The organism is Wolbachia endosymbiont of Protocalliphora sialia, assembly GCF_053891855.1.
Map to the genome: position 1 here is coordinate 14,319 of NZ_JAIUJX010000009.1, position 21,510 is coordinate 35,828.

The 21,510-nt window shown below is 33.6% G+C and carries 20 protein-coding genes and 1 pseudogene; 14 read left to right on the forward strand and 7 right to left on the reverse strand.

Going from position 1 to position 21,510, the window contains the following annotated elements; translation table 11 throughout:
• Positions 1 to 12 precede the first annotated feature (12 nt).
• From LB100_RS04405 to LB100_RS04415, 3 genes are all read left to right on the forward strand, one after another.
• Positions 13 to 129 carry an IS630 transposase-related protein gene (locus LB100_RS04405; RefSeq protein WP_456201548.1) on the forward strand — a complete coding sequence of 39 codons (117 nt, stop codon included), beginning with the start codon at positions 13 to 15 and terminating at the stop codon, positions 127 to 129.
• Positions 130 to 169: 40 nt separating this feature from the next.
• Positions 170 to 340, forward strand: coding sequence for an IS630 transposase-related protein (locus LB100_RS04410; RefSeq protein WP_456201563.1), 171 nt, complete (start codon positions 170 to 172; stop codon positions 338 to 340).
• Positions 341 to 462: 122 nt separating this feature from the next.
• Positions 463 to 843 carry a transposase gene (locus LB100_RS04415; RefSeq protein ID WP_456201549.1) on the forward strand — a complete coding sequence of 127 codons (381 nt, stop codon included), beginning with the start codon at positions 463 to 465 and terminating at the stop codon, positions 841 to 843.
• Positions 844 to 1,436: 593 nt separating this feature from the next.
• Here the strand turns inward: LB100_RS04415 and secD are convergent.
• Positions 1,437 to 2,951, reverse strand: a complete 1,515-nt coding sequence (secD, locus tag LB100_RS04420) for a protein translocase subunit SecD (RefSeq protein WP_456201550.1) — start codon at positions 2,949 to 2,951, stop codon at positions 1,437 to 1,439.
• A gap of 100 nt (positions 2,952 to 3,051) precedes the next feature.
• Positions 3,052 to 3,417, reverse strand: a complete 366-nt coding sequence (locus LB100_RS04425) for a hypothetical protein (RefSeq protein WP_456201551.1) — start codon at positions 3,415 to 3,417, stop codon at positions 3,052 to 3,054.
• A 424-nt stretch (positions 3,418 to 3,841) separates the two neighbouring features.
• On the opposite strand from LB100_RS04425, the gene LB100_RS04430 reads away from it, so the two are divergent.
• From LB100_RS04430 to murB, 3 genes are all read left to right on the forward strand, one after another.
• Complete coding sequence (locus tag LB100_RS04430) at positions 3,842 to 5,119, forward strand: hypothetical protein (RefSeq protein WP_456201552.1); 1,278 nt, start codon at positions 3,842 to 3,844, stop codon at positions 5,117 to 5,119.
• A gap of 260 nt (positions 5,120 to 5,379) precedes the next feature.
• Positions 5,380 to 6,258, forward strand: coding sequence for a hydroxymethylbilane synthase (hemC, locus tag LB100_RS04435; protein WP_456201553.1), 879 nt, complete (start codon positions 5,380 to 5,382; stop codon positions 6,256 to 6,258).
• Entirely contained in the window at positions 6,249 to 7,133 is an 885-nt protein-coding gene (murB, locus tag LB100_RS04440) for a UDP-N-acetylmuramate dehydrogenase (RefSeq protein WP_264719868.1), read from the forward strand. The genes hemC and murB overlap by 10 nt, the downstream gene beginning before the upstream one ends.
• A 317-nt stretch (positions 7,134 to 7,450) precedes the next feature.
• Here the strand turns inward: murB and LB100_RS04445 are convergent, their stop codons facing one another.
• On the reverse strand, positions 7,451 to 7,684 hold the full coding sequence (locus LB100_RS04445) for a hypothetical protein (protein WP_264719870.1): 234 nt from the start codon (positions 7,682 to 7,684) through the stop codon (positions 7,451 to 7,453).
• Between the two features lie 121 nt (positions 7,685 to 7,805).
• Between LB100_RS04445 and LB100_RS04450 the strand changes: the two genes are divergently transcribed.
• Together LB100_RS04450 and pyrE are read left to right on the forward strand one after the other, a co-directional pair.
• Positions 7,806 to 8,990, forward strand: a complete 1,185-nt coding sequence (locus LB100_RS04450) for a dicarboxylate/amino acid:cation symporter (protein WP_456201554.1) — start codon at positions 7,806 to 7,808, stop codon at positions 8,988 to 8,990.
• Positions 8,987 to 9,577 (forward strand): orotate phosphoribosyltransferase, encoded by a 591-nt coding sequence (gene pyrE / locus LB100_RS04455; RefSeq protein ID WP_456201555.1) that lies wholly within the window; start codon positions 8,987 to 8,989, stop codon positions 9,575 to 9,577. The genes LB100_RS04450 and pyrE overlap by 4 nt, the downstream gene beginning before the upstream one ends.
• 346 nt (positions 9,578 to 9,923) lie before the next feature.
• On the opposite strand, the gene LB100_RS04460 is transcribed toward pyrE, so the two are convergent.
• Positions 9,924 to 10,652: a hypothetical protein gene (locus LB100_RS04460; protein ID WP_456201556.1), complete on the reverse strand. Its 729-nt coding sequence runs from the start codon at positions 10,650 to 10,652 to the stop codon at positions 9,924 to 9,926.
• Between the two features lie 154 nt (positions 10,653 to 10,806).
• Here LB100_RS04460 and ligA point away from each other — a divergent pair, with 154 nt between their 5' ends.
• Positions 10,807 to 12,762 carry an NAD-dependent DNA ligase LigA gene (gene ligA, locus LB100_RS04465; RefSeq protein WP_264719874.1) on the forward strand — a complete coding sequence of 652 codons (1,956 nt, stop codon included), beginning with the start codon at positions 10,807 to 10,809 and terminating at the stop codon, positions 12,760 to 12,762.
• A 69-nt stretch (positions 12,763 to 12,831) separates the two neighbouring features.
• Positions 12,832 to 13,839, forward strand: a pseudogene (locus LB100_RS04470) (integrase core domain-containing protein).
• Between the two features lie 10 nt (positions 13,840 to 13,849).
• On the opposite strand, the gene LB100_RS04475 reads toward LB100_RS04470, so the two are convergent.
• On the reverse strand, positions 13,850 to 14,638 hold the full coding sequence (locus LB100_RS04475; protein ID WP_456201557.1) for a hypothetical protein: 789 nt from the start codon (positions 14,636 to 14,638) through the stop codon (positions 13,850 to 13,852).
• Positions 14,639 to 14,874: 236 nt separating this feature from the next.
• Here LB100_RS04475 and LB100_RS04480 point away from each other — a divergent pair, with 236 nt between their 5' ends.
• The 4 genes from LB100_RS04480 to LB100_RS04495 all read left to right on the forward strand — a co-directional run bounded on the left by LB100_RS04480 (position 14,875) and on the right by LB100_RS04495 (position 17,736).
• Positions 14,875 to 15,369, forward strand: coding sequence for a WBM0748 family T4SS-associated protein (locus tag LB100_RS04480; protein ID WP_010403296.1), 495 nt, complete (start codon positions 14,875 to 14,877; stop codon positions 15,367 to 15,369).
• A 284-nt stretch (positions 15,370 to 15,653) separates the two neighbouring features.
• Complete coding sequence (locus LB100_RS04485) at positions 15,654 to 16,916, forward strand: pyruvate dehydrogenase complex dihydrolipoamide acetyltransferase (RefSeq protein ID WP_456201558.1); 1,263 nt, start codon at positions 15,654 to 15,656, stop codon at positions 16,914 to 16,916.
• Positions 16,917 to 16,973: 57 nt separating this feature from the next.
• Positions 16,974 to 17,588: a hypothetical protein gene (locus tag LB100_RS04490; protein ID WP_456201559.1), complete on the forward strand. Its 615-nt coding sequence runs from the start codon at positions 16,974 to 16,976 to the stop codon at positions 17,586 to 17,588.
• Complete coding sequence (locus LB100_RS04495; RefSeq protein WP_456201560.1) at positions 17,560 to 17,736, forward strand: hypothetical protein; 177 nt, start codon at positions 17,560 to 17,562, stop codon at positions 17,734 to 17,736. Before LB100_RS04490 ends, LB100_RS04495 begins: the two co-directional genes overlap by 29 nt.
• A gap of 93 nt (positions 17,737 to 17,829) precedes the next feature.
• Here LB100_RS04495 and LB100_RS04500 read toward each other — a convergent pair whose 3' ends face one another.
• Together LB100_RS04500 and LB100_RS04505 are read right to left on the reverse strand one after the other, a co-directional pair.
• Positions 17,830 to 19,575 carry a type I secretion system permease/ATPase gene (locus tag LB100_RS04500; RefSeq protein WP_456201561.1) on the reverse strand — a complete coding sequence of 582 codons (1,746 nt, stop codon included), beginning with the start codon at positions 19,573 to 19,575 and terminating at the stop codon, positions 17,830 to 17,832.
• A 238-nt stretch (positions 19,576 to 19,813) separates the two neighbouring features.
• A complete protein-coding gene (locus LB100_RS04505) occupies positions 19,814 to 21,319 on the reverse strand; it encodes a hypothetical protein (RefSeq protein WP_456201562.1) in 1,506 nt (501 codons plus the stop codon).
• Positions 21,320 to 21,510: the final 191 nt, after the last annotated feature.

Sequence of the window (21,510 nt, forward strand, 5' to 3'; positions counted from 1 at the left end):
ATTTAAGTTATAATGGCATATAGTGTGGATTTAAGGGAAAAGGCAGTATTGATGATAGAAAAAGGGAAGACGAAGATTGAGGTAGCAGAGCTTATGGAGATAGGAATAGCAACTCTGTACCGCTGGTGAAAGCCTAAAGCCATCTAAAAACGGCAGCTTTATTTGAAAAATAGACCCAAAAATACTCAAAGAATATGTTACAAAGAATCCAGATCATACTCTGGCAGAGATGAAACGAAATCTTGGATTTGGAATACATTCAATTTGGTATAGACTAAAACAGCTAAGAATTACTTTAAAAAAAAGTCACACTATATCAAGAGCGCAATCAAGAAGATAGACAGCAATTTACCGATAAAATCTAAAAAATAGACCATTCTAGCACCTTATATATAGATGAAGCAGGAGTTGACAATAGATTATACCGAGAGTATGGGCGCGCTCCAAGAGGAAAGAAAATTTATGAAGATATTCCAGCGAGAGAGAATCAGTATAGTAGCCGGGTGGATTGGAAAGAGATTTATTGCACCAATAACTTTTACTGGAGGGTGTAACAAAGAAGTATTTAATGCATGGTTAGAGCAGATATTACTTCCACAGTTACAACCTGGTACAACCATAGTTATGGATAATGCTACATTTCATAAGACTCCTACAACAAGGTCATTAATAGAATCTTTTGGCTGTCATTTGCTCTATCTTCCAACATATTCACCAGATTTGAATCCCATAGAACACTGTTGGCATAACATCAAAAGCCGTCTCAGACCTCTAATGTATAAATATACAGACTTACAACTTTTGGTTGGTAATGCCATAATGGAACTTTATCATCCATTTTAGAAAATACTATACTATTGGAAAATGCCCATCGTCTTGACATTTTTCTTAAATCGTGGCAGTCTTAACGTTCATTTCAAAATTTTCTCTGTCCTTTTTTGACTCCCTTTAAGAACTCAAAAGTTTGTTCCCATTTTCTTTTTTCTATGTAATATTCCATTGGTAGTTTCTCTATATTATTCACGGTCTCTTTTTCCTTATTTCTCCTACTTTTTCTTTACTTTATTTTCTCACAGCATATTTTGTTCACAGAACCCAGATAAAATTCACGAATTTCAATGCTTTAGCTATTTTAAGTAGAATTAAATTTACTAATACAAACAATAAATTACTATTCTTAAATTTGATCAGATTGATTGCAAAAAATAAGATTTTCAATACGTTGCTTGTATAATTGGCCTTTCATAGTTAGTGATGCAACAAAGCCATTTCAGTGTTTGGGCGCTGGGGTGACACACTGGAATCCAGATTAAACACTAAGTTGGTAAGCATGTTACAACGTTTTTGACGACGAAAAGACTGGATAGCTACTTGCATGACAACCATTTAGTTGTCTTTTCTCGTCTATCTTATTTTGTCACTCTTCTGAACAGATACTAAAGTACTAGCTTTTGTGGGTTGATGCACAATTCTATCAGAAGTTTTGTGACTATAATTGCAGAAAACATCGAGCATAAAACTCCTATCGATAAAGTGATAGAAAATCCTCTAATTGCTCCGCTACCAATAATGAACATTATTCCTGAAGCAATTAGTGTAGTGAGGTTTGAATCAAGGATTGTTTTTATTGCGTTTTTAAATCCTTCTTCAATTGCACGAACCGTTCTTTTTCCTGCTCTTATTTCTTCGCGAATGCGTTCAAATATTAAAACATTTGCATCTACCGACATGCCAACAGTTAGAGCAATGCCAGCAATTCCAGGGAGAGTAAGAGTTGCTTCAAGTAAGGTAAGAATGAGTAGTATAGAGATTACATTAAAAACGAGTGCAACAGACGCTAACAAGCCTAATTTGCCGTAAGTAATGATTATAGATAAACCAACGGCTATGATAGAGATTATTGCTGCAATTTCTCCTGCTTTTATTGACTCTTCTCCAAGGCTTGGACCAATGTTTTTTTCTTCAATTATTTTAAGTGGTGCAGGTAGTGCACCTGATTTTAAAAGTATTGCAAGTTCACTCGCTTGTTTTTCAGTGAAATTACCGCTAATTTCTCCCTCTCCATTTAGAATAGGTTCACGTATTGTTGGTACAGTTAAGACTGTGTTATCTAAAACAATTGCAAAAGGCTTTCCTACATTTTCTTTAGTAATTTTTGCAAATTTTTTGCTTGCTATGCTGTCGAATTTGAAATGTACTGTTGGTTTACCTAAATTGCCAAATCTAACTGATGCGTTAACTAATGAATCACCGCCTATTTCAGTTTTGCGGAATATCGGGTAGGAATTACCCAAAGAATCCTTGAGCATAATCGTAGTGTCATGATCGATATCTTGCATTTTAGCTACATTGGTGTTTGCCAAATGGAAGGCCAGCTTGGCTGTTTTGCCAAGCAGAGATTTTATCTGCTGAGTGTCTTCTACTCCAGGAACTTGGACTAATATCTTATTTTGTCCTTGTTTTTGCACACTTACTTCCTTAGTACCAAGCTTATCTAAGCGTCTTTGAACATTAACTATTGACTCTGAAACTACTTCATTGATTAATGAATTCTTATAATGCGGTTTATATGAAATGAAAATTGCAGTATTTTTTCTACTCAATTCTAAATTTGGGTTTATTTTATGTATTAACGTTGAAACTTTTTTGTAATCATCAATATTATTTAAAGTTACAACCACTTGTTTATCGTTTTTTGCGCTAAATTCAATCTTTTGTGTTAACAGACCTTCTTTTATTTCATCGGTTAGCATGCTTAGTTTCTCTTTGAAGTAAAAATCTAAGTCTACATTTAGAAGCAGAGATGATCCACCTTTCAGGTCGAGCCCTAGATTTATCCTCTTTTTTGAGGCGAGAAACTTATTATCAAAGAAGTTTGGCAGTATTATATATAAAGATAGCAAAAAAATTAGCAATACTGAAAGAGATTTAACTGTGAGCTTGTTTAGCATAAATTTAAACTATACTTAGGTACAGTGTAAACTGAATGGTTGCTAATCACAAGCACCTAAATGAAAAGATTCTAAAGCCTTAATCTATATTGATTGTACTTTATACTATACTTTGCTTTTCTGAAACATCATTTACTAAAGTGTTATAAATGTATGAATTAGGTTGAGAATTAGCTTTAAGATTCTCTATTTGTTTGTTTTTTCTAATGCTATCAATCGGAAGGTAAATGCATAAACCAAGTATTGAGAAAGTAACTATGGTAGCTGGTATGTGAGTAGCAAGAAATTCACTATAACTTGGATCTTTCCAACCGAGAGGACTAGATAGAGAAGGATGAGAGAAAAACTTTGGAATTACTACTGTTGCACTTAATAATATTATAATACTAGTTACAGTGGCACTGAAAAGGGGTAAAACATTTTTTTTATTAAATTTGCCATTAGAGTCTTTTAAAATATCAAACATACATACTCATCAATTACTAACGTGCGTGATACTAAGGGCTAATTGTAAAATGTTCAATAACTAAATTGGAGATAATAAAAAATGGACATAGAATATAGACATACAATATAGTAGCTTTAAGGTTTTACCAGAGCAAACTACAATTGCAACTTATTCAATAACAAGAAAAGTTTAGCTGCTAAATCTCAGGCCAGATCTGTATTTCAGAAATACTATTTTCTTCATCACCTCACTGCAGACCATAACTACTATATCACTCTCTTTATATTGATGTTTAAATAAAAATACAGAGTACACTATGAATGACAAGGCTTATCTTTAAAACCTGCTACAAAACAAAATGATGATTTATAGCTAATCACATTTGGTTGACTTTTTAACTAAATTAATGTATTATTTAATATACAATCAAGATTAAAGGTTAATGAAGTTAAGTATGCTGATGTCACAAGAACGCAAAGAATATTTAAGAAAAAAGCTTAAACATGCTGCAACAGAGTTTGGTAAAGTTGGTACAAGATCTGATCATCAAATAGTACCAAAAGAAGAGCAGCTTTCGATTAACTTGGGTAATAGAAAATCTTTTGACATTATAAGCAGAATTTTACAGTGGATAAGAGACAAATTTGGTTTTAATCGTCACTTCTTTTCTGAAGTTGGAACTGAGAAGAGAAAAGACCCAGCTACTGGAGCCATCGTTAAATATTTTACTTCAAAAGAGCAAAAGGAGCATACCTTGGATATTATCAACCAAAATGGAGATTCTAAATTTTATGATTCAAAAGGTAGGCTATACGATACAAGTAATAAGCACAGTAAAGAAGAAGAGGGATGTGTGGCTTATGTATTAACACTGGATGGCAAGCTAGTGGTTCATGAACATATAAAAGCTGAAAAAGGTGTAAAAGAATCTTATCGTCACTCAACACTTGTAGGTGGTAAAGCAATATTATGCTCTGGTTTAATAAAAGTAGTTAATGGCAAGATAACATACGTAGATAACAATAGTGGACATTATACACCAACACCAGCAAACTTATATAGTGTAGTGAAGAGATTCAAAAATCTGTTTTCAAATGATGCAAAAGTAGTTTGCCTTAGCAGTTTAAGTAGAATGATGAAAAATATTCCTCTTATACGTAAAATTTCAGCTAAACAAGAGTCTGTAGAGAAATTCTTGAGTAGAATGGAGATCAGAGGAAAAGATGGACTTACTGAATATGAAAGATATTTTTCTAAAGTAAAAAAGTATAATGAGCAGTATAGAAAGAAACTCTCTCTTAATAAACGGCAATGGCAGGGAATTTTTTTTAGAAATTATGAACCATCCCTTATTCTAAAAGACGAAGATTCAGAGGTAGCAATTGAGTATTCAATTAACAAAAATTCTAAGATAGCAAAGATGGTAATTGAGCATTTAATAAGGAAAATAATTGGAGCTAATTATGGTCATAAGCCAAGTATTACTATTGAACACAATGAACAAAAAAAGATTCTTGGTGCTAACATATCCTTTCGTCATAAAGATGACTTCGACCGGATGAAAGAAATCTTAGACTTAAAAGAGTATAACTATATCAGTAAGGAAAAAGAGCATGCGGTTGTTATGAGTGAAGACCAAGCTAATGATTTTATAAAGAATACCTTGCGAGTAACCCAAATAGATAGTATTAAACATTTAAAATCAAGTTTAAATCCTTAATTCTGATATATATTACAAAGATAAATGCTGTAGCTATTTTAGCATAAATGCTGTTATGGTACCAGCGACAGTAGTACATACAAGAGGTAAAACATTTTTTTTATTAAATTTGCCATAAGAATCTTTTAAAATATCAAACATACATACTCGTCGATTACTAAATGTTCGTGATACTATGCACTAATTATAAAGTATTCAATAACTAAACTGGAGATAATAAAAAATGGACATAGAATATAGACATATAATATGAAGGATATATGCTAGTTAAAATAGGTACGAGAGGAAGCGACCTTGCGATCATCCAAGCTTTGGAAGCAAAACAAAGATTATTAGAGTCTTTTCCTAATCTATCCGTTGAGATCATTAAAATCAAAACTTCTGGTGATAAATATGCTAATGTAACCCTTGCTGAAATAGGAGGTAAAGGACTGTTCCTCAGGGAGATTGAGGCTGAATTACTCAAAAATAATATAGATATGGCGGTTCATTCGCTAAAAGATGTACCTGCGTTTTTCTCGAAGGACTTAACAATTCCTTGTGTTTTAGAGAGGCTAAGTCCATGTGATGTATTTATTTCTCATAAATATAAGAGCCTAAAAACTTTGCCACAGCAGGCTACAATTGCAACTTCTTCAATAAGAAGAAAAGTTCAGCTACTAAATCTCAGGCCAGACTTAAATGTAGTGCCACTGCGTGGAAATGTGACAACTAGACTGCAAAATCAGAATTTTGATGGAATGATTTTAGCCGAAGCAGGACTGATAAGATTAAAAAAACACCATTTAATTACAGAAGTATTATCACCAAAAGTCATGTTAAACGCAGTAGGGCAGGGGGCAATTTGCATTCAATGCCGAAAGAATGATATAAAAGTTATCGATCTTTTAGAGAAAATTAATAATAATATGTCTTTTATAAGGGCAAAATCAGAGCGCAGTTTCATGAAGACAGTAAATGGTTCATGCTTTACACCGCTTGCAGCTTTAGCAGAATATGTGAGTGAAAACATGCTACATCTTTATTGTATGTTAGCGGGCGAGAGAGTTATATACTTTACTGAACGCACTTCGTTTGTAGAAGATGCAGAAAAAATGGGTATGGATGCAGGATTAGAGTTAAAATCAAAATGCTTATAAGCTTACCTAAAGTATGTGGAATCTACCGTTATAATGTTTCAATGTCTAAAATGACTTGGTTAAATGTTGGTGGCCAAGCTGATGTACTATTTAAGCCACGTGACGTTGAAGATCTAATGTGCTTGATAAAAGATACTGAGTTACCAATTAGCATTATCGGTGCAACATCTAACATAATAGTGCAAGATAGTGGCATTCGAGGAATAACGGTGAAATTAGGTAAGGAATTTGCGTATATTAAATGTAAAGATAATAGCTCCATAGTTGCAGGTGGTGCTGCACTGCTTAGTAACCTTGCGTACTTTGCCGGGGAACAGCAAATTAGTGGGCTTGAGTTTCTTGCTGGAATTCCAGGAACAGTTGGCGGTGGGATAGAGATGAATGCAGGTGCATATGGTAGTGATATTGCGAGTGTTGTAAAGTTTATAAGGGCAGTGAATCTAGAAGATGGAAATTTATATGAATTTTCCAGTGAAGAAATGGGATATTTTTATCGTGGACATAGCTTAAAAGGAAATTGGATTTTTATTGAAGCTGAATTTAAAGGAGTAAGTTCAGAGTATGAGCTTATATTTCAAAGATTGAAAGAAGTTATTGATAAAAAAAATAAAAGCCAACCAGTAAGAGGAAAAACTGCTGGTTGTATATTCAAAAATCCAATAGGCTGCAAGGCATGGAAACTGATTGATGAATCTGGCTGCCGAGGATTAGATAATGGTGTAGCTAAAATTTCTAAGAAACATTGTAATTTTCTACTCAATTACAATAATGCAACTGCACTTGACTTAGAAAACCTTGGCAACAGAGTAAAAGATGCAGTAAAAGATAAATTTAACATTGAACTTGAGTGGGAGATAAGGGTTTTGGGTAGGTAACTTCTAACCTTCTCTAATATGACCTATTTCAATTGAGTACACTTCAATTTAAGTCCAAGGTACACTATTTTGCGAGGATAATTTATGCTTCCTTTAAAGAAAAGCATTCTTTTACTTTTTCGACTGTAGGTTCTATAATACATTCATTTATTTTTTCAGCCGTCAATGCTAATAAACCTAATGCAAAAAGACTAAAAATGGTGCAATAACTCCTATTGTTGCACTCATCAAAGCTGCTGATTCTATATTTAACATTACAGTAGGAAAAATAGTACCTATAGCTGCACCAAGACCAATCCCTACTACGGCAGTGGTAGCTAAGGTACATAAAAATAAGCTATTAGCTTTGTTTGGCTTGTTTTTTCATAATGCTTAAGACTATCTTCTCTGGAAGTAATTAAAATGAGAAATGAGTATGTAGAAACCAAAGAAATAATTCCGCCTATGATTAAAGGTGATAAAGCTGCAAAGTTTAAACTAAAGCCTATAAGTGTTCCTATTATAGCTGCTATCCCATAAGACTTTAAACGCTTTTTAATTTCTGGACCCATACCTCCTTCTATGTATATTTAATTAATAATGAAATGTTACTCATTCTTCCTTCATCTGTAAAGTTATATTAACCTAATTCCAAAAATTGTTGTATAATATCAATTTGAGGTTTTATTTCCAGTGCATAAGTTTGCAGTGTTCTTTTCTATATTGTTTGCAATAGTTGCTTACTATTTAAACAATGAAGTGATATTTGAAGTAGCAAGGCTACTTAGTGATATATTCATCAGTTTATTGAAATTGATTAGCTTACCTTTAGTTTTTCTATCTATCGTGTCCACAATTTCGGGACTTAAAGACTCAATTGAAATTAAAGTATTACTTAAGAAGACACTGTTTTATACGCTGCTTACAACCATTATAGCTGCATTTGTTGCGCTATCTTTCTATTTATTCATAGATCCAGTAAGAAAAAATTTCATAAGTAACACAATAGAAAGTGTGAGTAACAGCAACCACAATTACTTTTCATACTTAAAATCACTCATTCCTTCGAATTTTGTGCAAGTTTTTCTTGAAAATAATGTTATTGGCAGCATATTGATTGCTTTTTTGATGGGTGGAGCTATTATTTCGCTCTCAAAAGAAAAACAAGATATATTACACCAAATATTTTCTGCACTATTTGATACACTTCTTAGAATTGCTCAAGGGTTATTAAAGTTTATTCCTCTTGCTGTATGGTCTTTTATCACATGTTTTTTATACGAGTTAAAAGGTGGCAGCGAATTCCATAGTCTTTTTTGGTATTTTGCTTGCATAATGTCTGCAAATTTCGTGCAAGCATTTGTGATTTTGCCACTACTCATGTGGCATAAAGGTATATCACCAATTCAAACGATGAAAGGTGTTATGCCAGCACTTACACTTGCATTTTTTTCTAAATCATCTAGTGCAACGCTGCCTACAACTATAGAATGTGTGCAAAATCAGCTAAAGGTACCAAAGAAATTGTCATCTTTTATTCTACCAATATGCACAACAGTTAATATGAATGCGTGTGCTGCATTTATTTTAATCACAGTGATGTTTGTTGCAGAGATGAATGGGCACACATTTTCCTTAAGTGAGATGTTCATATGGATTTTTTTAGCTACAGGAGCTGCAATTGGTAACGCTGGAGTGCCGATGGGGTGCTATTTTATGGCAACTAGTTATTTGGTATCAATGAATGTTCCTTTGTACATTATGGGATTGATTTTGCCTATTTATACAATCATTGATATGTTTGAAACTGCAATAAATGTGTGGTCTGATATCTGTATAACACAGATAATTAATAAAGAATTTAAAACTCAAGAATGATATTAGATAATACAATAATAAAAGAATTTGAAGAGGCTGGTGCGATTTTGCACGGACATTTTGTACTCTCGTCAGGGCTGCACAGCAACACTTACATACAATGCGCTAAAATTTTTGAAAATCCAAGCAGAGCAATGAACGTTTGTGAGCTATTGGCGAATAAAATAAGAAAAGAGCTTATTGAACCCATAGATTTAATACTATCTCCTGCAATTGGTGGAATAATCGTGGGTTATGAGATTGGTAGACAGCTTGGAATCCGAACAATATTTTGCGAACGTGTTAATGGTAAATTTGAATTACGCCGTGGATTTAAGATTAAACAAGGTGAGAAGATATTACTAATTGAAGATGTGATTACCACAGGTAAATCTTCACTTGAAGCAGTAAAATGTGCAGAAGAGAAGGGAGGTAAAGTTGTTGCTGGAGCTTTTTTGATCAAGAGAAATAGTGAAACAAAACTACCTTTTCCTATCATATCTTTGATTGAACTAAATATCAAAAACTATAGCGAGGAAGAACTGCCAAGTGAATTAAAACAATTACCCATAATGAAACCTGGGAGTAGAGAATATTTAACAAAATAATTCTATATATGGCTAAAGTGATTCAGTAACTTTTACGTGTTATATTTTTTGCATCAAAGTTAGATATTACAGTTTATTTTCCTGTATTCGTTCAACAGAATGGCAAAATAAGATAGACAAATAAAGATATAAAGTAAAAACAATAATAGGTGTCATTCCAGCGCGTGACGCTGTAATCCAGAAAGGAACAATGGATCCCAGTGTCTGAGCACTGGGATGAAACCTTTTTGCTTCAATATTTTGCACAGTAGCCATGCAACTTAACAGATACTTTTCTCTTCATTTATCCTAAGGTTTTTATGGGTTAAAAAACCCATAAAAACCTTATATAAAACCCCTGTTGTGATTAAAAATACACTAAATCTTGGTTTTCACATGTTTCATTTTCTGCCATAAGCGACAATAATTTTGTGCTCTCAAGGAAACTGTTTGCACTAGCTTCTAAGAGATCAGATTTTACTTTTGTAAGTTCACATTTAATCTGATCTATTTTCCCATTCAAATTTTTATGTGCATCTTCGACTAATTTATTCATTTCATCTTCTAAAAGTGTACTTACTTCTTTACTTTGTGTAGTGACAAGATCATTTATTTTGCTTGTAATTTCAGGTTTTATAAGGCTTTCAATTTTTTCTTCAGTATATTTTTTTACTTCTTCTTCTACCTGAGTTTTTATTTCTGGCTTTAGCAAATCTGCAACTTCTGGTCCTACTTTTTTCACTGCTTTTTCAGCTGCATTTTTTGCTGCTTTTTCAGAATTTGCTTCTACTGACTTTACTGTCTTATCAATTGAAGTCGATATTTTTTTTTCTATTTGATTAGCTTTTTCGGTAGCTATTTTGTTAGCTTTCTCTTCAGCTAAAGTTAGCATTTTTCCTTCTATTTTTTTTACTTCATCTTGAGCTGCTTTTCTAGCTTCTAGTTTTAAATCGTTACCCATTTGAGATATTACTTGATTCGCAGCTTCTTTTGCTGTTTTGCTTATACCAAGAATTTTATCAAACATTCCTGCACGATACACTTGAGAGCCGAAGTTTGATTCGTCAGCCAAATTTTTGTAATTGTATTCTTTCATAATGTACTCCTTAATTTAAAAACTATACTAACATTAATATACAAGTACAAAAATTATATTAATATTAGTATTGCTTTTCAGGGCAGTAGTATAAATTTATAGTACCTTTTGAAAAAATTCATGACTTGACGGCAAAGAGCATTATATTGGTATCATGACTGACTTGGAAAAGATGAGAGAAAAACTGCAAAATCAAATTAATTATCATAATATCTTATATTATCAAAAAAGTAATCCAGAGATAAGTGATGCTGAATATGATGAACTGAAAAAAAAGTTAGCTGCAATAGAGCCAGAAGCTTATGCAACACAAGATAGTGTTGGTGCTCCGCCTGATGAGAGATTTTCTAAGGTGGAACATCAAGAACCTATGCTTTCTCTTGAGAATGCTTATGATGAACAAGGTGTAGAAAAATTTTTGTCTAAAATAAAGAGATTTTTAATTGCAGATGAAATAGAGATATTATGTGAGCCAAAAATTGATGGATTGTCATTTTCTGCAATTTATGAAGATGGGAAATTTGTTAAAGCTGCAACTCGAGGTGACGGTTTTGTAGGAGAGGATGTAACTCACAATGTTGCAACAATAAAAGGCTTTCCTAAGTTTTTACAAGATGTGCAAGGAAGACTAGAAGTAAGGGGTGAAATATATATCAGTAACAGCGACTTTTTAAAGTTAAATGAAAATAATGAATTCGCTAATCCTCGAAATGCAGCTGCTGGTTCTTTAAAGCAATTGAATGCGAACATTACAGCAAAAAGGCCTCTTAGATATTTTGCTTATTCTTTAATTGGTGGAATAGAGAAAAGTCAAAGTGAGGTACTAGATAGACTTGAGGAACTTGGCTTTTATGTAAATGAGCATCGCTTCTTAACAAGTAGTTTGAATGGAATGCTAAAGTTCTATAACGAGATCTATGATTATCGTTATAACTTGGATTATGATATCGATGGGATAGTCTATAAAGTGAATGATTTGGTGCTACAAAGTCGTCTGGGAAGTACACACAAAGCGCCACGCTCAGCGCTTGCATATAAATTTTCTGCGGTTTATGCAAAGACAAAGTTAAATAAAATATTTATACAGGTGGGTAGAACGGGGGTTTTAACTCCAGTTGCAGATTTAGTACCAGTCAATATTGGTGGAGTATTAGTTAGCAGAGCAAGTCTACATAACCAAGATGAGATAAAACGTAAAGATATAAGAGAGGGAGATGTTGTAACAATTAAAAGGGCTGGGGATGTAATTCCTCAAATTGTCAAAGTAGATGAAGGTTCTCGTCATGCAAATATGCCTGAATTTGTGTTTCCTGACATATGTCCTGAATGTGGTAGTAAAGTGCAGATTGAAGGAGTTGCAGTAAGATGTCCTAAAGAATTTAATTGCAAGGCTCAAATAGTAGAAAAACTAAAACATTTTGTGTCAAAAGATGCATTTGACATTGTTGGCCTTGGTGAAAAACAAATAAAGTTTTTTTATGACCTGGAACTAATAAGACAAATTCCAGACATTTTTATTTTAGAGGAAAGATTAAAAGAGTTTTCCTTAAAAGAGCATCATGGTTGGGGCGAGAAGTCAATAGCTAATCTATTAAGTGCTATACAAAGCAGAAGAGTAATCTCTCTAGATAGGTTCATATTTTCTTTGGGTATCAGATTTATCGGCCAAGTTGCAGCAGAATTGCTCGCAAATTATTATGTATCTTATGATAACTGGTATAATTCGATGTCATCAAATGATGTTGAGTTGGTAGGTATAGATGGTATAGGAGAAAAAGTAGCTGAATCTTTAAAATCGTTTTTTTCTCAGGAACGTAACATTAAAATGTTAAATGATCTTACTGCATATCTGCAAATTCTTCCCGTGAGCTCCAACTCTAGCGATTCTTTTTTGAATAACAAAATTATAGTGTTTACTGGTAAGCTACGTGCTATGAGTAGAGGAGAGGCAAAAGTAAGAGCTAAAGCTCTAGGGGCAAAGATCAGTTCAAGTCTTTCTGCTAAAACTGACTATCTAATTGCAGGAGAAGATCCAGGGTCAAAATATAAAAAAGCAATTGAGTTAGGTGTGGAAATTTTAAACGAAGATCAGTGGAATAAATTATGCTAGACACAACTTGATCTGACAGATTAACAAAGTAAGATAAAAATATAAATAAATTTTAAAGGAGTGTCAGATATGAGTAAAACACAAGAAAAAATACTAAAACCAAAGTTGGGGTTGCTAGAACTTGCAAAGCAATTAGGAAATGTATCACAGGCGTGTAGAGTAATGAAGGGATACATTTTACCGCTTCAAAGAGCTGTATGAAACAGGAGGGATTATACGAGATAAACAAAAGCAAACCATTACTTGCCAATAGAGTACCAAAGGATACAGAAGAAGCAGTAGTTAGTAGAGTTTCCAGCATATGGACAAGAAAGAGCAGCTAATGAATTAAAGAAAAAAGGAATTCTAATATCTGCTAGCGGCATAAGGTCAATATGGCAAACTCGAAAATTTTAAAAAGAGGTTGAAGGCGCTGGAGGCGAAGGTGGTCCAAGACGGTATAATTTTAACAGAGGAGCAAGTTACTGCTTTAGAAAAAACTAAGGAACAAAAAGAAGCCAATGGCGAAATTGAGACACAACACCCTGGATACTTAGGTAGTCAAGATACCTATTATGTAGGCAATATCAAAGGTATTGTATCAACAAACTTTTATTGACACCTACTCTAGAGTGGCTTTCGCTAAGCTTTATACGGAGAAAACTGCTATCACAGCTGCAGATCTTCTCAATATACCATTTTTTGATGAACAGAAAGTTCCATTGCTACGCATTTTAACTGATAGGGGTACAGAGTATTGTGGCAAACCAGGGAATCATGCATATTTGGGAGTAGAAAATATTGATCATTCTAGAACCAAAGCTTATTCTCCACAGACTAATGGTATATGTGAAAGGTTTCATAGAACTATGCAAGATGAATGTTACAATATTATCTTCAGGAAAAAGATTTATAGTACTTTGGAGGAGCTTCAGTTAGATTGGCTGCATTCTTACAACAGAACTAGACCTCATTCCGGTAAGTACTGCTATGCAGACCTTTTTTAATAGTATGCATATTGCTTACCAAAAAAATATTGATAACATTAAAATAGATTCTGATATCGGTTTTGACTTCGTCGATTCTTCTGTCAGTTAATTCATGCCTGTCAGATCAAGTCTAAACTATTACACTTTAATAAAGGAGCAGTTCTTGCTACAATGGCTCCTATAACAGCAGTAGCACCCATGATGAGAAGAAGCGGTTCTGAAGTGGTGATTATACACATCTCAATACATAAACCAGCAATGACCATACCAACCATTATACCAATGAAAGCACCTACAATTATGGATGAAACTACACCAATTAATTTTCCTATTTTTGAACTAAGTGGTACTTCTCTTTCACGTCTAATACGCCTAATATAGCGTGAACTCATTTGTCCTCTCATTATTACATTTTCATCCCTGTTTCCAAAGAGATTCAATGACGCTTCTCTTTCTCTAATAAAATTTGGCCGCATTTGTTGTTCTCTTGCCCTTCCTCGCTCTCTCATTATTATGTTTTCCTCAAAGAGGTTTAGTGGTACTTCTCTCTCACCTCTAATTCTAACATGATTTAGCTGTGCTTGTTCTACTAATAATCTTATTATACTTTTTATTTCATTTAGCGGTGCTCTTCCTCCAATATCTTTAATTGCCTTCTCAAATTTTAATAGCGACTTGTTATTTAGTCTGACATTATTCTGAGAATCACAAACAATAACCCAATCTAAAATTGGCTTTTTTTGACCACCATACTCTATATCATCATTAATGTGTTCCTTTAGTTTTTTAATTATCTCTACTGCTCTTGTTTCCATAGCTTCTATGGCGCTATCTTCACTTTCTATGAGTATATTGAAAACAATTCCTAATAACTCCTGTTGTAAATCCTTTCGTTCTTTAATATTCATAATTAGCCTCAACTTTTATATGCTATTTTGCCAAAATAATTTTAATAAATAAGTAATATATATACAATAATTCTCGTTTAAAAATTTTTTTACATTGGCTTATCTAAGTTATGTTTTAGGATGTAAAAGCTTCTTACTTTAATAATTTATTAAAGTAAACCATATATGGATTGCTATTTAGGAGCAGCTGTTGTACTTTAATCAGAAGGTACAGTAATGTAAGAAGGAGGTACTTTATGTCTTTAAAAAATGAAATTTCTGAATTGATAGAGCAACAGCTTGGCATTAAATATCATGACAATTGCTTAGCTTACACTATCCATAATTCGGCTGCAGGTGAAATATCCGATTCTATTGCTCTTTGCATAGTTGGCTGTGGCGATTGTGAGATTAAGTATCAAGGTATTGCTAATTCATTTAACATAACGAAAGAAGAAATTAACCAAAGTAATATAGAAAGCATAAAAAATAAGATAGAAAGTGAAGCTAGAAAAGAAGGTAGTGAATTTTCCGAGTTGATTTCTAAAATGGATCAATCGCTGAAAGAACAAAGTGAAAAGTCTATTATACAGATTTTAAATTCATCTGCTGAAGAGATGTTAAGGAGTTTTTGTGGTAGTTCTATACAGAGAACAGAGGATAAAGAAGTTAGTCTGTCCTCTGCTTCACATGAAGAGCCTGCTACAGAAGATTCGGAAACTACTATTAATTCTGATCTTTTATCAATTTAACCAGCTCCTCATATAAATTTTTTCTGTACCCAAGCTATATGTTTGTGAGAGGATAGTAAGCACTACATTTTTCTATTTCCATTATAACAGATTCGTCTATTTTCATGATGATCTTACTATTTGTACTCTGTCTAGGACTAAGCAATAGAAATAGTAGGATAACAGTAGTCAACCAAGATTCCAGCATCACGTACTAGGATGATATAAGTATCATGATTTACGATTAGATTGACATAGGGTAAAGAGTAAATTAAAAATTAAATAGATCTTTTAATGCAGAATAAATGCCTATAGAAATATTGATGCCCGCTCTTTCCCCAACAATGAGTAAAACTGGAGGGAAAATTGTAAAGTGGTGTAAAAAAGAACAAGATAAAGTTGAAATAGGTGATGTAATCGCTGAAATTGAGACTGATAAAGCCATAATGGAGTTTGAATCTGTCGATGAAGGAGTTTTGGCAAAAATTTTAGTGTCGGAAGGAACAAGTGGCGTGCCTGTAAATCAACTGATAGCTCTAATGTTAGAGGAAGGGGAAGATAAAAGCGCACTTGATTTAGCTTCTGCCATCAATACCAAGGTTGAGAAGGAGGTTGAAGCCGATTTTTCAGTATCATCCAACCCTTCGATTTCATCTAGCTCTTCAATGTCATCCCAGTGCGTGACACTGGGATCTAAAAAAGAGGATAGAGCAACAGAAAATAGAATAAAAGTAAGCCCCTTAGCTAAAAAAATAGCTCAAAATGAAGGTGTTGATATAAAGCGATTAAAAGGTACAGGTCCATATGGTCGTGTCATCAAAGCTGATGTATTAGAATTTTTAGATCAAACTAAAAGCTATGAGAGATTTGAGGAAAATACAACAGTTGAAGTAAGCAATATGCGCCAAGTGATAGCGCAGCGCCTAGTTGAATCTAAGCAAAATATTCCACACTTTTATTTAACTGTAGACTGCCACGTTGATAAGCTAATATCGCTCAAAAATGAGGTTAATTCAGCAAATGAAAACAATAAAGTAACAATTAATGACTTAATTATAAAAGCTGTGGCTTTCAGCATGAAAAAATTTCCTGATATAAACTCATCGTGGATAGATACTAAGATAGTAAAATATTCAAATATAGATATCTCAATTGCTGTAGCGCTTGAGGATGGACTGATTACTCCTATAGTAAAAAATGCTGATGAAAAAAGTGTTTTATCTATATCAAAAGAAGTGAAAGATTTAGTAAGTAGGGCAAGATCTGGAAAACTAAAGCCTGAAGAATTTCAAGGAGGAGGGTTTACCATTTCTAATTTAGGCATGTTTGGTATAAAAACTTTCAGTGCTATAATCAATCCACCGCAATCTTGCATTATGGCTGTTGGTGAATCTAAAAAACAGCCGGTTGTCATAGGTGAAAAAATAGAGATAGCAGAGATAATGACAGTTACTCTCTCTGTTGACCACAGAGCAGTTGATGGAGCACTCGGAGCAAAATTTTTAAATGCCTTTAAGTACTATATAGAAAACCCTACGGTGATGCTTCTTGAGCCTTTATTATTATAATAAAATTAATACCTCTTAATTTATACTTTTATTAATTGATAGGTTTAGAGGTAAAATATGACTGATAAAAAGATAGAAAAACGTAGTATATTTTTTGATGCTGCAAAATCAAAATTTTCAAACGATAGGTTTCAAATAGATTCCTCGTCTAATGAGTCAATGGATACCATTGATAAAAAATTTAAGTATGAAGTGAAACTTCCAGGTGTTATTCACACTACAACAAGAAAAAATAATGTTGGAAGCGGATTAAATGAGTTAGATCTAAAAAAGAAAAACGAAAACTCTTTCAAGACATCAATAAAGAATATTGAAGAATCAGATAGTAAGAGAAACCAAAGTCATTTGCTGTCTCAGGAAGACTCATTTCCAGAACTACCAGCATGTGCATATAAGCCAGCACTGCTGCCAAAACCATCAAAAGAAAAAATAAAGGAAGCTGTAGATAAAATGCGCAATAATAGAAAAGCTCATAATTCTGCAAGTGTTGAAAATGGTGTTAGTTCAGACAGGTTCAAAGTGCGCCCGTTCTTATGTAGTGATATAGATGGATATGTAGCTCCTGACAAACGTGACCGTAATCTAGAAAGGTGTAGGGTTACACATGATAGCAGTAAGCTTGAAGCACAAATGGAAAGAAAGCATGGGGTTTCAATCAGATCCAAGTGTTAAGCATGTAAAGGCTGATACTGTAGTATGTTCTATTACTAAAGGTCATGACAAAAAAGGCGTTAAATCTGATGTCTCATATACACAAGAGCCTACATCAGAAATGTCTAAGGTTAATGTGAGAGAATTAGCAAATAGGTTCCGTGGCTAATCATTATTGGATTTTTCGAATAACAATTGCTTAAGATTTTATAAACTGTGCATATAGTACTCTATAAGAGAAGTGTGACAACTTCTCTCTTTCTTAACCACTTGCTGAAGAACGTTTATCTTCTGTGGCATCTGGTGATGGAGCAACTAATCTACTCAAAATCTCATCTTTTGGTCCCATAGCATAAATAACCCCATCTGACATGACGATCACTGTATTGACTACAGATAGTAGCTGTAGCTTATGAGTGATGATAACAGTGGTAGTATTTTGCTCTCTTGCAACATTGATTGCATTAATCAAGCGCGCCTCTCCATTACTGTCTAAGTTAGCATTCGGTTCATCAAGCACTAAAAGCTTAGTATTACCATAGAAAGCCCTTGCAAGTCCAAGAAGCTGTTTTTGGCCACCAGAGAGTATTACTCCTCCAGGTCCTCCTATTGTTGTATCATACCCATTTGGTAAGCTCAGTATTAATTCATGTATTCCTGCAATTTTTGCTGCTTTGATTATTTCTTCAGGATTTGGATCTGGTCTCATGCGGGCAATATTAGCTTTAACGCTCGTGTTAAATAACTCAATATCTTGAGGTAAGTAACCAACATAATTACCAAAGTTCTCTCGATTCCAAGTATATACATCAGCGCCATCTAGTCTGACTACACCTGATATGGGTTTCCAAACACCAACGGTTAGTTTTGCAATGGTCGACTTACCAGAAGCACTTGCACCAATAACACCAACAACATCCCCTGGTTCTATTACAAATGAGATTCCTTTTACTGTTGGCTTATTGCTCCCATAAGGAGTAAAAAATACCCTATCAAATTCCAACTTCCCTTCAGGCTCTGGTAGAGCCATAGTTTGCTCTCTTTTTGGGGATGTTAGTATAAGTCTTTGTAGCCTCTCATATGACATTCTGGCTTGATTTAAAAATTTCCAAGTATGAACTGCTGCATCAAATGGAGCCAATACTCTACCCATCAAAATCGAGGCAGCAATGATACTACCGGCAGTTTTGTGAGCTGTAATTGCAAGTAATGCGCCTGTTCCAATTACTGATATTTGCAGAGTTGAGCGTAGAAACTTAGTAATTCCAGTAATCACATTAGAACGATTCTGCGCTGTAACTTGCATTGCACGATTTTGATCATTCCGTTTACACCAATCAGAAACTATAAATTCTGACATGCCCATAGCTTCAACCACCTCTGCGTTTCTTGTTACAACATCTATAGCATTAATATTGCGTATAGTTTCTTCATTGGTTTCTCGCAATATACGCTTAGTGGCAAGTTCATTCCATACTGCCATTGAAACTAATATAATGATCCCGGCAATAGCTATAAACCCTGTAGAGGTATGTATCATAAAGATCACAACAAGGTAAATTAGCGACCATGGAGTATCGAACAGTGAAAATATACCATTTCCTGTAATGAAATTTTTTATTACTCCAAGATCTCGTATTGCTTCACCACTTGAAGTTGAGCTTTGTACTGATGTTAACCTGATTGACCTTACTATTAGATCTGGTGTTGCAGTTTTATCAATCCAATCACCAATTTTAGCCATAGCTAAATATCGACAAGTTTCAAGCATTGCAGAACATGCAAACGCAGATAAAGTAATAATCGTCAGCATAACTAGTGTTGACACACTCTCGCTCGATATCACTCGATCAAGTACCTGAGAGGTATAAAGTGGCAAAAATAACATTAACGCATTAATCCCTGAGCTAAACCAGAAAATGAACCAAAACGCACTCTTGCACTTCTCTAGACAAGTATATAGTATACTTTGCTTTAATTCCTTTTTTATTGACGGAGTGATTTCCACAATCTTCCTTTTATTTAATTATATGTACCATATATAGTTTTTATTTCAAAAGTATTAACAGTTATTGCTTTATCATATCATTAATGTAATAAAATATTAATGATATGCGAATATAAACTTTTTCATAGCAAGGCTATCTATATTCCTTCTTTACTTGCGATAGCCTTACCAACTGCTTACTACTCAATACTTAAATCTAAAAATTGATGCTATCAGAGTCAGTGACTACAATCTGCATCTATTTTCCTCTTGCTATATGATCAGGAAGTATTACATATTCCAATGATCTAGCTGTAATTGCTCTTTTTCTCACACAAGATGGATTTGTATATACCCTTGGTCTATATCTTTCGAATTTAAAACAGTCAACAGTAATCCCCTCCTCAAAGTTAGAAAGTATTAGAGATGGAGATTTACTAACTTCCTTATCACTCACAGGATTATTTGCACTACCATAACTCACATGACGCGCTGCACTATGATTGTTACCACACTCTTCTCTTGAGGTTGAACTGCTTGGATTAAAAGGAGTCGAAAATATTGAATACCCATTGGTATCACCAAATCGTTTTATCAACCCACAGTTTTCTTCATTCATTTTTGTAATATTCTCGTGATTAGCACCTTCTGATAAGCTTGATGAAGCGATAAGATCTTCTTTTTTCTTACTAAAGATATTGCCTATTTTTAGCTTGATTGCAACATTCTTGAATTTGTTTTTCGGAGCTTTTGGGTTACTTTCTGAATGCTCATTTATAGTTATAAAACATGATTCATTATCTAACTTGTCCATTGTATCTTGTACTCTACTGGTGCGTCTTACATACTGATCAAGCTTTTCTCCTAAATTGCCCAGAAAAGAAGAACTTCTTCTTTCTGCTAACACTGTACTACCACGCCTATTCATTTTCTGAGAAGAAATATTGAGTTTGTCTTTACTCTCTAATCTAGTTTCATGCGTAAACTTGTAAAGTTCATTTTCCAATCGTGAAATATCTTCTGCATTCTTTATTAATAGTTCCAATATTGAGTTGTATTCCTCCAAATCATGATCCCCTACTTTTGTCTTAGCTAACTTTCCTGTAACCTCTTCAATTCTGTTCATTTTTTCAGTATAGTTTTCTATCTTACGTTTAACAGGTTCTTTTTGAAGGCCAATCACTAAGTTGTATAAGATAAGCAAAAATGATATCGAAGAAAATGCAATGGAAATCCAGGTAAGAATTTCTTCCTTTTCAGGTTCTGCATTATTATACTTAACGCAAACAGAAATAATCACACTTGATATTGACATGGCCAGATTATAGTAGTCTAGAAGCTTTTTGCTTCTTTCTTGATCTTCCATATTAAGTCTATCATATTTCCTTTTTTTGTTTTCCCTTATTTCATAAAAGAAATCTAAAAATAACCTCAAGATATTTGTGTCGCCATGTTTAAAAGCATAATCTAAAGCTGTTTTTTTTGCATTATCCTTTATATCAAAATTTATCTTCTTATTTACAGTTTTCTCTCCGGTGCTGATTGTTAGGTAGAATAAGGCTTTAATAGCTTTTTCCCTTAAGCGCTCATTTTGTTTACGCTTTTCTAAAACCAACTTTTTCAAAAATTGACCTTGCTTAAAATCCTCATTTATAGTTTTTTCAAAATCATTATCACTCATTACAAGATAGTGTAATGCTGTTCTTCCAGATTTAGATACAACATTTAACATTTTCTTATTATAGGGGTAATGATTATCTGTCATAAAATATTCTATTAACTCAGCATTAAGGCTCATGGCAGCTAAATGTAGAGGTATAAGCCCTTGACTGTTTGTGTTAAAAAGTGGTACTGTGTTCCTAATAATTGACTTAGCAATACTTCTAACAAACTCCTAAGAACCTTTTTCATCTATCGGCTCCTCTTTCATTAGTATATAACCAAATTCCTTTGCTT

Coding starts and splice junctions, on each gene's coding strand:
- LB100_RS04405 (WP_456201548.1), top strand. CDS start 13: ATGGCATATAGTGTGGATTTAAGGGAAAAGGCAGTATTGATGATAGAA.
- LB100_RS04415 (WP_456201549.1), top strand. CDS start 463: ATGAAGATATTCCAGCGAGAGAGAATCAGTATAGTAGCCGGGTGGATT.
- secD (WP_456201550.1), bottom strand. CDS start 2,951: ATGCTAAACAAGCTCACAGTTAAATCTCTTTCAGTATTGCTAATTTTT.
- LB100_RS04425 (WP_456201551.1), bottom strand. CDS start 3,417: ATGTTTGATATTTTAAAAGACTCTAATGGCAAATTTAATAAAAAAAAT.
- LB100_RS04430 (WP_456201552.1), top strand. CDS start 3,842: ATGAAGTTAAGTATGCTGATGTCACAAGAACGCAAAGAATATTTAAGA.
- hemC (WP_456201553.1), top strand. CDS start 5,380: ATGCTAGTTAAAATAGGTACGAGAGGAAGCGACCTTGCGATCATCCAA.
- murB (WP_264719868.1), top strand. CDS start 6,249: ATGCTTATAAGCTTACCTAAAGTATGTGGAATCTACCGTTATAATGTT.
- LB100_RS04445 (WP_264719870.1), bottom strand. CDS start 7,684: ATGGGTCCAGAAATTAAAAAGCGTTTAAAGTCTTATGGGATAGCAGCT.
- pyrE (WP_456201555.1), top strand. CDS start 8,987: ATGATATTAGATAATACAATAATAAAAGAATTTGAAGAGGCTGGTGCG.
- LB100_RS04460 (WP_456201556.1), bottom strand. CDS start 10,652: ATGAAAGAATACAATTACAAAAATTTGGCTGACGAATCAAACTTCGGC.
- ligA (WP_264719874.1), top strand. CDS start 10,807: ATGACTGACTTGGAAAAGATGAGAGAAAAACTGCAAAATCAAATTAAT.
- LB100_RS04475 (WP_456201557.1), bottom strand. CDS start 14,638: ATGAATATTAAAGAACGAAAGGATTTACAACAGGAGTTATTAGGAATT.
- LB100_RS04480 (WP_010403296.1), top strand. CDS start 14,875: ATGTCTTTAAAAAATGAAATTTCTGAATTGATAGAGCAACAGCTTGGC.
- LB100_RS04485 (WP_456201558.1), top strand. CDS start 15,654: ATGCCTATAGAAATATTGATGCCCGCTCTTTCCCCAACAATGAGTAAA.
- LB100_RS04490 (WP_456201559.1), top strand. CDS start 16,974: ATGACTGATAAAAAGATAGAAAAACGTAGTATATTTTTTGATGCTGCA.
- LB100_RS04495 (WP_456201560.1), top strand. CDS start 17,560: ATGGGGTTTCAATCAGATCCAAGTGTTAAGCATGTAAAGGCTGATACT.
- LB100_RS04505 (WP_456201562.1), bottom strand. CDS start 21,319: ATGACAGATAATCATTACCCCTATAATAAGAAAATGTTAAATGTTGTA.